General features: G+C 67.2%; 13 protein-coding genes. 5 read left to right on the top strand and 8 right to left on the bottom strand.

The annotated features are described in order from the left end of the window. Positions 1 to 6: 6 nt before the first annotated feature. Together H7J89_RS17550 and H7J89_RS17545 are read right to left on the bottom strand one after the other, a co-directional pair. Positions 7 to 486: a ribose-5-phosphate isomerase gene (locus H7J89_RS17550; protein WP_264045010.1), complete on the bottom strand. Its 480-nt coding sequence runs from the start codon at positions 484 to 486 to the stop codon at positions 7 to 9. Positions 487 to 624: 138 nt separating this feature from the next. Then, positions 625 to 1248 (bottom strand): Rv2466c family mycothiol-dependent reductase, encoded by a 624-nt coding sequence (locus H7J89_RS17545; RefSeq protein ID WP_067211527.1) that lies wholly within the window; start codon positions 1246 to 1248, stop codon positions 625 to 627. 105 nt (positions 1249 to 1353) lie between these two features. Between H7J89_RS17545 and pepN the strand changes: the two genes are divergently transcribed. Further along, entirely contained in the window at positions 1354 to 3930 is a 2577-nt protein-coding gene (gene pepN / locus H7J89_RS17540) for an aminopeptidase N (protein WP_264045007.1), read from the top strand. Between the two features lie 164 nt (positions 3931 to 4094). Here the strand turns inward: pepN and H7J89_RS17535 are convergent, their stop codons facing one another. From H7J89_RS17535 to H7J89_RS17525, 3 genes are all read right to left on the bottom strand, one after another. After that, entirely contained in the window at positions 4095 to 4562 is a 468-nt protein-coding gene (locus H7J89_RS17535) for a DUF5130 domain-containing protein (protein ID WP_066958388.1), read from the bottom strand. After that, the gene (gene ctaJ / locus H7J89_RS17530) at positions 4549 to 4776 is read right to left on the bottom strand and encodes an aa3-type cytochrome oxidase subunit CtaJ (protein WP_264045070.1); all 228 of its coding nucleotides are present in this window, start codon (positions 4774 to 4776) and stop codon (positions 4549 to 4551) included. Before ctaJ ends, H7J89_RS17535 begins: the two co-directional genes overlap by 14 nt. 76 nt (positions 4777 to 4852) lie before the next feature. Beyond that, positions 4853 to 5500: an HNH endonuclease gene (locus H7J89_RS17525; protein ID WP_264045002.1), complete on the bottom strand. Its 648-nt coding sequence runs from the start codon at positions 5498 to 5500 to the stop codon at positions 4853 to 4855. A 142-nt stretch (positions 5501 to 5642) separates the two neighbouring features. On the opposite strand from H7J89_RS17525, the gene H7J89_RS17520 reads away from it, so the two are divergent. The 4 genes from H7J89_RS17520 (at position 5643) to H7J89_RS17505 (ending at position 9549) form a co-directional block, all read left to right on the top strand. Beyond that, on the top strand, positions 5643 to 6038 hold the full coding sequence (locus H7J89_RS17520; protein WP_264045000.1) for a globin: 396 nt from the start codon (positions 5643 to 5645) through the stop codon (positions 6036 to 6038). 29 nt (positions 6039 to 6067) lie between these two features. Beyond that, the gene (locus tag H7J89_RS17515) at positions 6068 to 7636 is read left to right on the top strand and encodes a glycoside hydrolase family 13 protein (protein WP_264044999.1); all 1569 of its coding nucleotides are present in this window, start codon (positions 6068 to 6070) and stop codon (positions 7634 to 7636) included. A 178-nt stretch (positions 7637 to 7814) separates the two neighbouring features. Continuing rightward, entirely contained in the window at positions 7815 to 8435 is a 621-nt protein-coding gene (locus H7J89_RS17510) for a DUF5134 domain-containing protein (RefSeq protein ID WP_264044997.1), read from the top strand. Positions 8436 to 8535: 100 nt separating this feature from the next. Beyond that, the gene (locus H7J89_RS17505; RefSeq protein WP_264045068.1) at positions 8536 to 9549 is read left to right on the top strand and encodes an FAD/NAD(P)-binding protein; all 1014 of its coding nucleotides are present in this window, start codon (positions 8536 to 8538) and stop codon (positions 9547 to 9549) included. Positions 9550 to 9602: 53 nt separating this feature from the next. Here the strand turns inward: H7J89_RS17505 and H7J89_RS17500 are convergent, their stop codons facing one another. From H7J89_RS17500 to H7J89_RS17490, 3 genes are read right to left on the bottom strand one after another with little or no spacing between them, the layout of a single operon-like run. Continuing rightward, positions 9603 to 10274 (bottom strand): DUF8185 domain-containing protein, encoded by a 672-nt coding sequence (locus tag H7J89_RS17500; RefSeq protein WP_264044995.1) that lies wholly within the window; start codon positions 10272 to 10274, stop codon positions 9603 to 9605. After that, positions 10262 to 10675 carry an acyl-CoA thioesterase gene (locus H7J89_RS17495; RefSeq protein WP_264044993.1) on the bottom strand — a complete coding sequence of 138 codons (414 nt, stop codon included), beginning with the start codon at positions 10673 to 10675 and terminating at the stop codon, positions 10262 to 10264. The genes H7J89_RS17500 and H7J89_RS17495 overlap by 13 nt, the downstream gene beginning before the upstream one ends. Continuing rightward, positions 10672 to 15513, bottom strand: a complete 4842-nt coding sequence (locus H7J89_RS17490; RefSeq protein ID WP_264044991.1) for an NAD-glutamate dehydrogenase — start codon at positions 15511 to 15513, stop codon at positions 10672 to 10674. The genes H7J89_RS17495 and H7J89_RS17490 overlap by 4 nt, the downstream gene beginning before the upstream one ends. Between the last annotated feature and the right edge of the window lie 69 nt (positions 15514 to 15582).

The raw sequence follows: 15582 nt of genomic DNA, 5'->3' as shown, positions 1-15582 counted from the left end.
GGCGTCTCAGCCCTGCGCGCCGGGCACCGGCGGCGCCTGGTGAGTGCGCTCGTACTCGGCGAGGATGTCGATACGCCGTTGGTGGCGTTCGGCTTTCGACCATTGCGCACTCAGGAAGGCATCCACGATGGCCAACGCCTCGGGGACGGTGTGCATGCGACCGCCGATCCCGATCAACTGGGCGTTGTTGTGCTGGCGGGCCAGGGTCGCCGTCTCGACGCTCCACCCGAGCGCGCAACGGGCGCCCGGCACCTTGTTGGCCGCAATCTGTTCGCCGTTGCCCGAACCGCCCAGCACGATGCCCAGGCTGCCGGGGTCGGCCACCGTGCGCGTCGCGGCCGCGATGCAGAACGCCGGATAGTCGTCCTCGGCGTCATAGGTGAAGGCGCCGCAATCGATCGGCTCGTGCCCGGATGCTTTGAGGTGCTCGATGATCTGCTGCTTGAGCTCGAATCCGGCGTGGTCAGAGCCGAGGTAGACGCGCATGCCCGCAATCCTTACACAGCCGCTCGCCGCGGCGATCGCAAGCGCGGCGAAGCCGGGCGCCGCGGGTCGCCGCCCGACGCATCAGTCGGCGATCGCAAGCGCGGCGAAGCCGGGCGCCGCGGGTCGCCGCCCGACTCATCAGTCGAATTCGGGCTTCTCGGTGCGAGTCCGCTTGAGCTCGAAGAAGTGCGGGTAGGACGCGAAGGTCACCGACGCGTCCCACAGCTTGCCGGCCTCCTCGCCGCGGGGAATCTTCGAGAGCACCGGCCCGAAGAACGCCACACCGTTGACGTGAATGGTCGGCGTGCCGACGTCGTCGCCGACGGCGTCCATGCCGGCGTGGTGGCTCTTACGCAGCGCATCGTCGTAGGCCTCGCTGGTCGCGGCCTCGGCGAGCTCGGCGGGCAGGCCGGCGTCGGCCAGCGACAACTTGATGACCTCTTCGAGATTCTTGTTGTCCTCGTTGTGAATCCGGGTGCCCATCGCGGTGTAGAGCGGGTCGAGGACCGCGGCCCCGTGGGCCTGCTCGGCGGCGATCGCCACCCGTACCGGACCCCAGGCGTGCTTCATCATCTCGCGATACTTGTCGGGCAGGCCTTCGCGGTTCTCGTTGAGGATCGCCAGGCTCATCACGTGGAAGTGCACGTCGATGTCGCGGACCTTCTCCACCTCGAGGATCCAGCGCGAAGTGATCCAGCACCACGGACACAGCGGATCGAACCAGAAGTCGGCTTGGTCCTTCTCGGCAGCCTTCTCAGCCATAGTGCAGTCCTCTCGTCGGTCGGTACGCCCTTCAGCACAACCGTAGGCGCCGCGCCCCTGTTCCCGCACTGACCCAGATGCGGGACGGGCACGTAAGTTGGACGCGTGGCCCTTCCTAATCTCACCCGGGACCAGGCCGTCGAACGCGCCTCCCTGATCACCGTCGACAGCTACCAGATCGACCTCGATGTCACCGATGGCTCCGGCGCACCCGGCGAACGGACGTTCCGGTCCACCACCACGGTGGTGTTCGACGCGCTTCCCGGCGCCGAGTCGTACATCGACCTCGCCGCCGAGACGGTGCGCGGCGCCAGCCTCAACGGCCACGACCTGGACGTGTCCGGATACGACGAATCGACGGGCATCGCGTTGCGCGGTCTCGAGAAACGCAACGTCCTCGTGGTCGACGCCGACTGCCGCTACTCCAACACCGGCGAGGGATTGCATCGCTTCGTCGACCCGGTCGACAACGAGACGTACCTGTACTCGCAATTCGAAACCGCCGACGCCAAGCGCATGTTCGCCTGCTTCGACCAACCCGACCTCAAGGCGACGTTCGACCTGCGGGTGACGGCGCCCAAACACTGGAAAGTGGTTTCCAACGGCGCGACGGTGTCCATCGAAGACGGCGTGCACGTCTTCGCCACCACCCCGCGGATGAGCACCTATCTGGTGGCCCTCATCGCCGGCCCGTACGCCGAGTGGAAGGACAGCTACACCGACGAACACGGCGAGATTCCGCTGGGCATCTTCTGCCGGGAATCGTTGGCGCGCCACATGGACGCCGAGCGGCTGTTCACCCGGACCAAGCAGGGATTCGGCTTCTACCACAAGAACTTTGGGATGCCCTACGCGTTCGGAAAATACGACCAGCTGTTCGTGCCCGAATTCAACGCCGGCGCAATGGAAAACGCGGGCGCGGTGACCTTCCTGGAGGACTACGTCTTTCGCAGCAAGGTCACCCGGGCCTCCTACGAGCGGCGCGCCGAAACCGTGCTGCACGAGATGGCGCACATGTGGTTCGGCGACCTCGTCACCATGACCTGGTGGGACGACCTGTGGCTCAACGAGTCGTTCGCGACGTTCGCCTCGGTGCTGTGCCAGGCCGAGGCCACCGAATTCACCGAGGCCTGGACGACTTTCGCGACCGTCGAGAAGTCGTGGGCATACCGTCAGGACCAACTGCCGTCCACGCACCCGATCGCCGCGGACATCCCCGACCTGGCCGCGGTCGAGGTGAACTTCGACGGCATCACCTACGCCAAGGGCGCCTCCGTCCTCAAGCAGCTGGTCGCCTACGTCGGGCTGGAGCATTTCCTGGCCGGGCTGCGCGACTACTTCCGCAGTCACGCGTTCGGCAACGCGACCTTCGACGACCTGGTCGCCGCGCTGGAGAACGCGTCGGGCCGGGACCTGTCCGACTGGGGCCGGCAATGGTTGAAGACGACCGGTTTGAACACGCTGCGGCCGGATTTCGACGTCGACGCAGACGGCCGGTTCACCCGGTTCGCCGTGACACAGAGTGGCGCCGCCCCGGGGGCAGGTGAAACCCGAGTGCACCGGCTGGCGATCGGGATTTACGACGATGACGGCGCCGGCAAGCTGGTGCGGGTCCGGCGCGAAGAACTCGACGTCGAGGGTCCCGTCACGGAAGTGCCTGCCCTCGTTGGTGTTTCGCGCGGTCAGCTGGTGCTGGTCAACGATGACGATCTGACGTATTGCTCACTGCGGCTGGACGGCAAGTCGCTGCAGACGGCGCTGCAGCGGATCGCCGACATCGCCGAGCCACTCCCGCGCTCCCTGGTGTGGTCGGCGGCGTGGGAGATGACGCGCGAGGCCGAACTACGCGCCCGCGACTTCGTGGCGCTGGTCTCGGACGGGGTGCACGCCGAAACCGAGGTCGGGGTGGCGCAGCGGCTGCTGCTGCAGGCGCAGACGGCGCTGGGCTCCTACGCCGAGCCGAGCTGGGCGCGCGAGCATGGGTGGCCGCAGTTCGCCGATCGGCTGCTGGAGCTGGCGCGCGCCGCCGACCCCGGCTCCGATCACCAGCTCGCCTTCGTCAACACCCTGTGTTCGTCGATGCTGTCGACCCGGCACGTCGTGGTGCTGGCGGACCTGCTCGACCACGACCCGGCCGAGTTGGGCCTGGCCGGCCTCGAGATCGACACCGACCTACGGTGGCGCATCGTGACCGCGCTCGCCAGCGCCGGGGAAATCGACGCCGACGGACCCGCCACGCCCTTCATCGACGCGGAGGTGCAGCGCGATCCGACGGCCGCCGGCAAGCGGCACGGCGCCCAGGCGGCGACGGCGCGGCCGCAGCCGAAGGTCAAAGAGGACGCCTGGACCACGGTGATCGAAGACGACACCCTGGCAAACATCACCGCCCGGAGCATCATCGCGGGCTTCGCCCCGGCCGGACAGCATGAATTGCTCACGCCGTTCACCGAACGCTATTTCGAGGCGATACCCGGCGTGTGGGCGCGGCGGTCCAGCGAAGTCGCGCAAACGGTAGTGATCGGCCTGTACCCGCACTGGAACATCGGTGAGGCCGGCATCGCGGCCGCCGACAAGTTCCTGTCCGCCCCGGAGGTACCGCCGGCGTTGCGGCGGCTGGTGCTGGAGGGCCAGGCCGGGGTCAAGCGGGCCTTGCGGGCCCGCACGTTCGACGCGGCCGACTAGGCCCAATGGTGGCGACCCGCAGCACCCGGCCACGCCGCGCTCGCGATCGCCACTAGACCCAATGGTGGCGACCCGCAGCACCCGGCCACGCCGCGCTCGCGATCGCCACTAAAACCAACGGTGGCGACCCGCAGCACCCGGCTACGCCGCGCTCGCGATCGCCACTAGGCCGGGGAGATCCCCGCGCTGAGGACGCGGATCGCGCTGACCAGTCCGTCCACCAGGTCGCCCCGCTCGAAGGCCGACGATGCGGCGGCGACGCCCAACGGCGCGGACGACTCGGCGCCGCGGCCGCGGACCTGGGAGCCGTACACCACCTCGATGACCTTCTGGTCGGGCGAGACCGCCAGCAGCACCGCGTTGTCCGGCGTGGGCACCTTGGCCAGGATCTCGCGAGCCCGGGCGGCGGTGTCGCTGCCCAGGTCACCGAGGTAGATGGCGAACCGTGCCTTCGATGCCCGGGAACCGAACTTCAGCGCGTCGTCGATGGCGACGAGGTCCTTGGTCGGGAACGGGAAATGAACGGAGAGCTCGCCGGGCTCGGTGACTCCGGAGAGCCGTCCGCTGGTGGTGATCACCCACCCGTTGGGCAGCTCGCCGGGCTCGATCGTCGCCACATCACCATGTGCCACTGGCGCCACCTCCAACTGAGAACTCGTGTCCGCCGTGCCCGCCGTGGGTGTGGCCGACGTCTTCGTCCGTGGCCGCCCACAGGATCGGCGAATGCGTCCACTTCTCGCCCAACTTGTAGGCCGCCGGGTGCGGTCCCTTGTGCGACCAGATCAGCACCGCCAGCACCGCCACCAGCAGCAACGGTATCCCGATGAAGTACAGGTGAATCTGCAGAAGGCTCACGACGAAAACCGTATCCCACGCGGTTCCGTCGGCGCACTCGGACACAGGGTGTCGAGCGATCCGGGCGCTATGCCGCTCCCTCGCCGAGGTAGCGCGCCCAGGCCGGGTCGAGCTCCTTGACCGTCGACAGCAGTCGCCAGTGCTGCCCCGTCGGCGGCAGCGGCGTCCGGCGCAGGGCCCAGCCGAGTTCGGTGAGCAGTTTGTCACCCTTGCGGTGGTTGCACGTCGAGCAGCACGCGACGCAGTTCTCCCACGAGTGGTCGCCGCCGCGGCTGCGTGGCACCACGTGGTCGACGGTGTCGGCCTTGGCCCCGCAATACGCGCAGGAGAATCGGTCCCGGTGCATCAGCGCTGCCCGGGTCATCGGGACGCGGGCCCGGTACGGGACGCGGACATAAGTCCGCAGCTGAATCACCGAGGGCACCATGATCGAGCTGGTGGCCGAGTGGATAACGGGTCCGGCCGGGTCGTGGTGGACCACGTCGGCCTTCCCGCAGATGACCATCACGATGGCCCGCCGCATCGGCAGCGCAGTCAGCGGCTCGTAAGTCGAATTCAGCAGCAGCACCCGCCGGCGACTCCACAGGGATGCGCTGTCTTGGCGGGTGGGGGGATGGGTATCGACGCTATGCAGGCATGACGCGGTCGGGGGCCCGGTTAACCCTGCCGCGGCACCAGAACTGCGGTGGCTGCGGCGTCTCTTGCCCTGCGCCATAGATCCTCCGCGGATAGTCCACCATGATTCGCCGCCAATCGCACCCCTATTGCAGGTGAACGGCATGTCGCCCGGGTGAACAGCGGTTGTGCCCTCGGCCCGGCTCAGACCGCCGCCGCCGTGATGGACCACAATGGAGGCGATGGATTCCGAGCCACAGTCCTTCTATGACGCCGTCGGCGGTGCCGAAACTTTTCATGCGATCGTGTCGCGCTTTTATGCCCAGGTCGCCGAGGACGAAATTTTGCGCCAGCTGTACCCCGAAGACGATTTGGCGGGCGCCGAGGAACGGTTGCGCATGTTCCTCGAGCAGTATTGGGGCGGCCCCCGCACCTACTCCGACCGGCGGGGTCATCCGCGGCTGCGGATGCGCCACGTCCCGTTCCGGATCACTCCCATCGAGCGCGACGCCTGGCTGCGCTGCATGCACATCGCCGTCGCCTCGATCGACTCTCAGACGCTCGACGACGAGCACCGACGTCAGTTGCTCGATTACCTTGAGATGGCCGCCCACTCGCTGGTCAATGCGGCGCTGTGATGTCGGCCCACGAAACTGAGCGGGGTGGGATGAACTCCTCCAAGCCGTGGTGGTCAAGCGCGGTCTTTTATCAGGTGTATCCGCGGTCGTTCGCCGACAGCAACGGCGACGGCGTCGGCGATCTGGACGGCCTGACTGCCCGGCTGGACCACCTGGAACGGCTCGGTGTCGACGCGATCTGGCTCAACCCGGTCACCGTCTCGCCGATGGCCGACCACGGCTACGACGTGGCGGATCCCCGCGACATCGACCCGCTGTTCGGCGGGATGGCGGCCTTCGAGCGGCTGGTGGCGGCCGCGCACGAACGGGGCATCAAGATCACCATGGACGTGGTGCCGAACCACAGCAGTTCAGCGCACCCCTGGTTCCAGGCCGCGCTGGCAGCCGGTCCGGGCGCCGAGGCACGGGACCGCTATTTCTTCCGCGACGGCCGCGGCGCCCACGGCGAGCTGCCGCCGAACAACTGGAAGTCGGTGTTCGGTGGGCCCGCCTGGACCAGGGTGGTCGAACCGGACGGTAATCCCGGCCAGTGGTACCTGCACCTCTTCGACGCCGAACAGCCGGACTTGAACTGGGAGCAACCGGACATCTTCGACGACTTCGAGAAGACACTGCGCTTCTGGCTGGAACGCGGCGTCGACGGGTTTCGGATCGACGTGGCGCACGGCATGGCGAAACCGCCGGGACTGCCGGACGCGCGGGGCGACAGCAGGGTGTTACACCACAACGACGACGACCCGCGCTTCAATCACCCGAGCGTGCACGAGATCCACCGCGGCATTCGTTCGGTCGTCGACGACTACCCCGAGGCGGTGACCGTCGGCGAGGTGTGGGTGACCGACAACATGCGCTGGGCGGAGTATCTGCGGCCCGACGAACTCCACCTCGGCTTCAATTTCCGGTTGGCGCAGATCGACTTCGACGCGGCCGAGATTCACGACGCGATCGAAAACTCGTTGGCGGCCACGGCAATTGAGAACGCAACCCCCACGTGGACGTTGTCCAACCATGACGTGGGCCGCGAGGTCACCCGCTACGGGGGCGGTGAGATCGGGCTGCGCCGGGCGCGCGCCATGGCGATGGTGATGCTGGCGCTGCCGGGCGCGGTGTTCGTCTACAACGGCGAAGAGCTCGGGCTCCCGGACGTGGAGCTGCCCGACGAGGTGCTGCAGGACCCGACGTGGGAACGCTCCGGGCATACCGAACGCGGCCGGGACAAGTGCCGGGTCCCGATCCCGTGGTCGGGCAACGCTCCCCCGTTCGGGTTCTCTGCATCGCCCGACACGTGGCTACCGATGCCGCAGGACTGGGCGGCGCTGACCGTCGAGAGGCAGCTCGCGGACCCCCAGTCGACATTCGCGTTCTTCCAGCACGTCATCAAAGTGCGCAAGGAGCGCACCGAATTCGACGGCGAGGAGATCGATTGGTTGGACGCGCCCCGCCATGCGCTGATCTTCCGGCGTCGCGGGGGCGGGGCGGTGTGCGTAGTGAACGCCGGCCGCCGGCCGATCCCCCTGCCGCCCGGAGAGCTCATCGCCGCCAGCGCCCCGCTGGTCGACGGCAAACTCGCGCCTGACAGCGCGGCCTGGCTGGCCTGAACGGCAGACCCCAAAGGCGTGGCGGAGCATTCGGTTTCGCATTGCACTTGGCCGACTGCCCGGGGTGTCGCTTAGGGAGCGATACCCTGTGGGGGTACTGTCGTGCGATGACAGCGATCGGAGCCGGCTTTACGCCTTGAGCTGATGCCGGGCGAGCCCACCGGCGGAAGGCGGGTTAGTGGATAACACGTTGCGATGGGCGGTGACGGCGCTGTTCGCCGTCAGCTTCGCAGCCTACGCGTATTTTCTTGTCGCCCAACGCCGCTGCTGGACGGGCGTGGTCAGCCAGCTGCTACACCTGGCGATGTCGGCCGTGATGATCTTGATGGCATGGGGCGTGGGAATGACTTTGCCCACCGTCGCGGCGACGGTGTGCTTCCTGCTGGGCGGGGCCTGGTTTGCCGGCATTGCCGGCCATGCGCCGTGGGCCGTCGATGGCCGTCTGACGAACTACTACTACGCCGCGATGATGGTGGCGATGGCCTGGATGTACGGGGCGATGAACGGCAGCCTGCCGGGCAGGTCCGACCACCCCGGCGGCGACGCGATGGCCATGACCGCGTCCGGGGAGCAGCACGCAGGGCACCACATGGCCCAGGCCGCGCCGGACTGGGTCGCCGTGGTGAACTGGACCGCGACCCTCGGGTTCGGCGCGGTGGCGATCTATTGGGCGTATCGCTGGATGGCGCGGCGCTGGACGAACCTGATGCCGGCCGCCGTTCGGCTCACGCACGCACAAATCGTGACTCAAACGGTGACCGCCGCCGGCACGGCACTGATGTTCGCCGACATCGTCTGAGCGGATGCGCGCTCGGCTCGCGCCGTTCGGCCGTCCTTGCGACTCAGCGTTTGGCCTGTCGCTCCTCTATACCTAGTACATGGCGACCTACGCGTGGACAGTGATCGGAGCCGGACCCGCCGGAATTGCCGCGGTCGGCAGGCTGCTCGATCGGGGCGTACCGCCTGACAAGATCGCCTGGATCGATCCCGCCTTCGCCGCGGGAGACCTGGGCGGCAAGTGGCGGTCGGTGTCCAGCAACACCATTGCCGGGACGTTCATGAGTTTCCTGAATGGTTCTGCGGCCTTTCGGTTCTCCCAAGCCCCGCCGATGCCGCTGGCCGAAGTGGACCCGGAGGAGACCTGCGCCCTTGCCCTGGTCGCCGACCCATTGGTGTGGGTCACCGCGCATCTGCGCGAACGGGTGCACACCTTCCAGACGACGGCCACCACCCTGTCGCTGCAGCGACGGCAGTGGCGGGTCGAAACGCAGGATCCGGAGCTGGCCTCGGACAACGTGATCCTCGCCATCGGCGCGGCCCCCAAGAGGCTCGACTATCCCCTCGACGAGATTCCGGTCGAGGTCGCGCTCGATGCCGACAAGCTCGCCGAGGTGCCGCTGGAGGGCGCGACGGTTGGCGTCTTCGGCTCGTCGCACTCGTCGATGATCGCGTTACCGCACCTGCTGCGGCTGCCCGTTGGCAGGGTGATCAACTTCTACCGCAGCCCACTCAAATACGCTGTCTATCTGGATGATTGGATACTTTTCGATGATACCGGCCTCAAGGGCCGAGCCGCCGTGTGGGCCCGCGAGAACATCGACGGCGTGCACCCGGAACGGTTGGAGAGGTGCTGGGTTGCCGACCCGGACTTCGACGCGAAGATCGCCGAGTGCGACCACGTCGTCTACACCGTTGGATTCGAGCAGCGGAGGCTGCCCGAGACGCCCCAGTGGGGCCCGCTGCAATACAACCGGATGAACGGAATCCTTGCCCCCGGCCTGTTCGGGCTGGGCATCGCCTTCCCGGAGTACGCCGAAGATCCGTACGGCTACGGGCAATACCGCGTGGGCCTCAAGAAGTTCATGGATTACCTGGACTCGGTTCTTCCGCTGTGGATGGTGTACAGCACGTGACGACTCGCCCCATGCCGGGGTTTGGCTCAAGATGATTCGGAACGTGATACGAGTCAGCGCAGCAGCAGCGCCGAGTCGCCGCGCCGCCGGTACACAGAGCCGAACCGGGCGTCGATGCGCAACCAGGTCGGCAGTATCCGGACCCTGATCATTTCGTCGGCGCCGACGGCATCCGGCGACTGCGGCAGGAAACCCATTGCGGTCAAGGCGAACACGCATCGCATGGGCACTCCCACACTCGCATCGGAGGAGCTCACCTGGATGACCTCCTGGTCGAGCAGGGATACGGGAGGGCCGTGCGAACTGCTGTGTTCCTTGGCAAGTTGTGCGCCGCGCTGCGCGAGGTCGAGCATCACCCGGGCGGGTATGTCGTCGAGATGGGTGAAGCCGGTGTCCGGGGGCAACGCACCCCGCCACGCGGAGTCCATCGCGAAGCCGGGATCGACGTAGCCCGAGGCGTCCATCGCGGCCAGGCCGCGCGCCAGGGCGTCCGCGCCCACCGACAGGTCTTCGGGCCGCACCTCGCCACTCAGCACCCGACTGGCCAGGACGTCGAAACCCGTTGCCACCCAGGCCGTCAGCAGCCCGGGCGATCGAGTGCGGAGGCGAATGACCGCCGCGTCGTCGAGGCGCAGCGCATAATCGACGAACGCGGCCAGATCCCTGCGCTGGGCGGCCCGGTCCGATGGCCCCAGCCAGAGCCCGCGGTCAACTACCGAATCCACCGTTGCAGGTACTCCCGATGGTGTGCGGAGAGGCGCACCAAGCGCTCCTCCTCGATATGAACGGCGGCCAGCTGCGACTCGGCGATGACGGCGGGCTTAGACTCGGGATCGGCGCCGACCGAGCGCACTTCGTAGCCGAGCGTAAAGTCCACCGCCCGCAACCGCTTGGTCCACATCGTCACCTGCAGCGGCGAATCGACCAGCCGCAGTTGACCTTTGTAGGTCACCTTGACTTCGGCGATCAGCAGCCCGATGGTCAAGATGTCGACCTCGAACGCTTCGCGCAGGAACTGGACCCGGGCCTCCTCCAGGATCGTGACCATGGTGGCGTGGTTGACGTGCTGGTACATGTCGATGTCCGACCAGCGCACCGGCACGGGGGCGACGAAGCCGATGCTCAACTCGAGGATCCTCTTCCGCTGGTGCGGGTCATGCGCCGGATCTGACGCGCGGCCACCGACAGCGTCGCGAGATCCTTCTCCCCGCTTTCCTGAATTTCGATGAGGGTGCGGCGGGCCCGCTCCACCCGTGACGCGGACAGGTGTTCCCACTCGGCGATCTTCTCCTCGCCGCTTTCGTTCGGCTCGCCCACGGCGAGCACATCGAAGCACAACGATCGCAGCGAGGCATAGATGTCGTCGCGAATCGCCAAGCGCGCCAGGGAATGCCAGCGATCGTTGCGGGGCAGTTCGGATACCGCGGTCAGCAGGCCGTCGGTGCCCAGCCGGTCCATCAGGGCGAAATAGGTGTCCGCGACCTCGCCGGCGTCGATGTCGTTGATGTCGCCGATGTCGATGATGTCCAGCAAACTGAAGCGGTAGAGACCGGCGGCGATCATGTACGCCAGGTCGCCGGGTGCACCCTGCGAAGAGAATTCGGCGGCTTCCTTCTCGACGATCGCCTTGTCGTCGCCGCGCAGCCACTCCGACATCCGCGGGGTCAGGACTTTGACCTTCGCGGCGAACCGGTTGATCTCCGCACCGACGGCCAGCGGTTGCGGACGGTAGTTGAGCAGCCAGCGGCCGGCGCGGTCGATCAGCCGCCGGGTGTCGAGCGTGAGCCGGTCCGACATCGCGACCGGCAGATTCGCCGCGCGGATCCGCCGCCAGATCTCCCCGACGCCGAAGATGGCGTCGGTGGCGACGTACGTCCGCACCGCGTCGACCGGACCCACGCCCACGTCCTCGACGATCCGGAAGGCGTAGCTGATGCCCCCGGTGTCGACCAGATCGTTGATCAGCATGGTGGTGACGATCTCACGGCGCAGCTGGTGGGTGCGGATCTCCGGGGTGAACCGCTCCCGCAATGGCGTCGGAAAGTATTGCGGCAACCGGGATGCGAACACATCCTGCTCGGTCAGTTCGGTGTTCAACATCTCCTCTTTGAGCCCAAGTTTGACGTGCGCCATCAGGGTGCACAGCTCGGGCGACGTCAGGCCGATGCCGGCCTCACACCGCCGGTCGATCTCCTTCTCCGACGGCAGGGCTTCCAATTCGCGGTTGAGCCCCCGCTCGTCGACGAGGTACTGAATCTGCCTGCCGTGCACCGGCAGCAGGCTGGCCGCGTTGGCGCGGCTGGTGCCAATCAGGTCGTTCTGGTCCTCGTTGTCGGTGAGCACCAGTTGCGCGACCTCGTCAGTCATCGACTCCAGCAACTCTTTGCGCTCGTCGGGGTCGACCCTGCCGGCCGTGACCAGTGAGTCGATCAGGATCTTGATGTTCACCTCGTGGTCCGAACAGTCCACGCCGGCGGAGTTGTCCATCGCGTCGGTGTTGATGCGCCCGCCCGACAGATCGAACTCGACCCGGCCCAGGGCGGTCACCCCCAGATTCCCGCCCTCGCCGAGCACCTTGGCGCGCACCTGACTTGCGTTGACCCGCACCGGATCGTTGGCGCGATCGCCGACGTCGGCGTCGGACTCGGACTCGGCCTTGATGTAGGTGCCGATGCCGCCGTTGAACAGCAGGTCGACCGGCGCCTGCAGGATCGCCTTGATCAGGTTAGGCGGGGTCATCTCGGTGATCTCGCCGTCGATGCCCAACGCGTCGCGCACCTGCGCGCTGACGGGGATGGATTTGTGCTCGCGGCTGTACACGCCGCCGCCGTCGCTGATCAATCCCTTGTCGTAGTCGTCCCAGCTGGATCGCGGCAGGTCGAACATCCGCCGGCGCTCCACCCACGAGGTCGCGGGGTCGGGGTCGGGATCGAGGAACACGTGCCGGTGATCGAACGCGGCGATCAGCCTGATGTGCTTGGAAAGCAGCATGCCGTTGCCGAACACGTCGCCGCTCATGTCGCCGACGCCCACCACCGTGAAGTCCTCGGTCTGGGCGTCGACGCCCATCTCCCGGAAATGCCGCTTGACGGCCTCCCACGCGCCCTTGGCGGTAATACCCATGGCCTTGTGGTCGTAGCCCACCGATCCGCCGGACGCGAACGCGTCACCCAGCCAAAATCCGTAGGACTTTGCGACGTCGTTGGCGATGTCGGAGAAGGTGGCGGTGCCCTTGTCCGCGGCCACCACCAGGTAGGCGTCGTCGCCGTCGCGCCGGATCACCTCGGGCGGCGGGCTGACCTTCTTCGTTTTGTGGTCGACGTTGTCGGTGACGTCGAGCAGCCCGGAGATGAACAGCTGATAGCAGGCGATGCCCTCGGCGCGGGTGGCGTCGCGGTCCTCCGCCTGGTCGCCGGTCGCCAGCGGCGGCCGCTTGACGACGAAGCCGCCCTTGGCGCCGACCGGCACGATGACGGCGTTCTTCACCGCCTGCGCCTTGACCAGGCCGAGGATCTCGGTGCGGAAATCATCGCGGCGGTCCGACCAGCGCAGCCCGCCGCGCGCCACCGGGCCGAACCGCAGGTGCACGCCTTCGACGCGGGGCGAATAGACGAAGATCTCGTACTTGGGACGCGGCAGCGGCAGCTCGTCGACGAGCTGTGCATTCAGCTTGAGTGCCAGGACATTTCGCGCGCGGGCCGAACCCTCGCGCGTAACAAAGTAATTGGTGCGCAACGTCGCCTGAACCAGCGATGCGAACGCCCGCAGGATGCGGTCGGTGTCCAGGCTCATCAGCGCGTCGATGTCGGCGGCTACCGCGGCCGCCGCCGCTTGTGCGTCACGGTTGGTTGACGCGCCCGACGGCCGGGGATCGAAAAGCGCCTCGAACAGGGCCACCAGCGATCGCGCGGTGGACGGATGCTCGTTCAGCACGGACTCGATGTAGGACTGGCTGTACGGAAAGCCTGCCTGTCGTAGGTATTTCGCGTATGCACGCAGCAGCGCGACCTGCTGCCAGGTCAGCCGGGCGCGCATCACCAGCTCGTTGAACCGGTCGATCTCGACGCGACCTTGCCAGATCGCGGTGACCGCATCGGCGAACCGCTGCGCGGTCGCGTCGTGGTCCGCCGTGGTCGTAGCCGGCGCGATCGTGGGGTGCATCGAAATCTTGAACTGATAGATCCACACCGGCAGCCCGTCCGGGCGGGTGACGGTGAACGGTCGCTCCTCGAGCACCACCACGCCCATGCTCTGCAGCATGGGCAACAGCTGGCTCAGCGAGGCTGTGCGCCCGCCCAGAAACCAGGTCAGCTGTGCTGCCCCGTCCTCGCCTCGCTCGGAGAACACCAGCTTGACCGAATTATCATGCAGCCCTTCGATTATGCCGATGTGCTCGATGGCATCGGCCGGGGTGACGGCTTGCTTGTAGACCTCGGAGAAAGCGGTGCCGTAGTGCTCGGCATCGGCCTGTTCGACGGAGCCTTCCGCGGCGGCTCCGATCAACCGGTCGGTCCAGGTCCGCGCCGCTTCGCTCAGCAATCCCTGGATGCGGACCCGGTTGCCTTCGGAGACGTCGACCGGCGCCGCATCTTCCGGCAACCGGACCATGAAATGCATGAGAGCCCAGGGTGATTCGCTGACACGAGCGGTGAATTCCAGCCGCGTGCCACCGAACTCGCGAACCAGAATGTCCTCGATTTGCAGCCGGACCTGCGTGGTGTAGCGATCGCGGGGCAGGTAGACCAGGCACGAGACAAAGTATTGGAGCCGATCGGCGCGCAGGAACAATAACGCCCGCCGCTGGGATCCCAGATCCACCACCGCTTTGGCCATCGCCAAGAGCCGTTCGGCGCTCAACGTGAACAGCTCTGAGCGTGGAACGGTTTGAATGACGTCGAGCAGCAGCTGCCCGGGGTGGATCGGGTCGCTGTCGGCCAGCGCGAGTGCGTTGCGCACCCGGGTCGAGATCGTCGGGATTTCCAGAACGTCCGCGTTCATGGCGGCGACTGTGAAGAGCCCGACGAAGCGGTGCTCGACGACGCCGTCGTCGCCGCCGACATTTTCCCGAACCGCGACGGCATACGGGTAGGCGCCGTAGCGCAGGTAGCTGCCGACAACCGATTGCGCCAACACCAGCAATTTGTCGTCATCCGTCAGCCGGGGGCGGGAACCGGTACGGGCGCGCAGGACGCCCAGCCCGGGCGACCCGTCGCCGGAGACGAGACGGTCGTGCACGCGGCAACGTTGATAGCCGAGCAGCAGGAAGTTCCCGTTGCCCAGCCAGCGCAGCAGCGCCGCGACATCGGCGCGGTCGGGTGCCGAGAAATGGCCCTGCGCATCGGTTTCCACGTCCGCGGCCAGGTCGCTCAGGGTGGCGATCAACGCGCCCGCGTCGCTGGCGACCTGTTGCACGTCGGACAGGACCTTGGGCAACAGCCGTTCGACCTCGGCGAGGCCCTTGCTGTCGACCGCCGGCAGCAGTTGCACGTGTATCCACGCCTCGCCCACGTACTGCGGGGCGCCGGGCGGTTTCGACTCGACGCTGACCAGGTCGCCCGCTGGGTTGCGGTGCACCTCGAACACCGGGGTCATGATGGCCGCGTAGGGGACACCGAGCCGGTGCAGCAGCACCGTGACGGAGTCCATCAGCATGCCGCCGTGGTCGGTGACGACTTGCAGCGCGGGCCCGAATCCGGCCGGGTCGTCCGCAGGGTAGACCGCGACCCGGCTTTGGCCGGCGGGACGGTGCTCGCCGAGCCGATAGTGCGCGCCGAGCATGGCGGGGGTCACGATGGCGCTCGGGACGGTCAGGTCGATAGGGCCGGATTCCGCCCCGGGTTCGTCGCCGTGCGGGCCGCGATAGCTCTCGATATAGGCCTTCGCGATCCAGTCGGGAATGTCCCGTCGCTGGGTGAAGGCGGTCCACGGCTTGAGGGCTTGCTTGGCTCCGGGATCGATCGTCATGCCGATGGCTCCCAACTGGTGACGAACGCCACTGTCCTCAACCGCCCACTCTCCCCCCGCAAGCGGGGT

Source organism: Mycobacterium paraffinicum (assembly GCF_025822865.1).
GTDB classification, from domain to species: Bacteria; Actinomycetota; Actinomycetes; order Mycobacteriales; family Mycobacteriaceae; genus Mycobacterium; species Mycobacterium paraffinicum.
The sequence above is the reverse complement of the archived record's forward strand: the minus strand, read 5'-3'. Positions and strand labels throughout refer to the sequence as shown.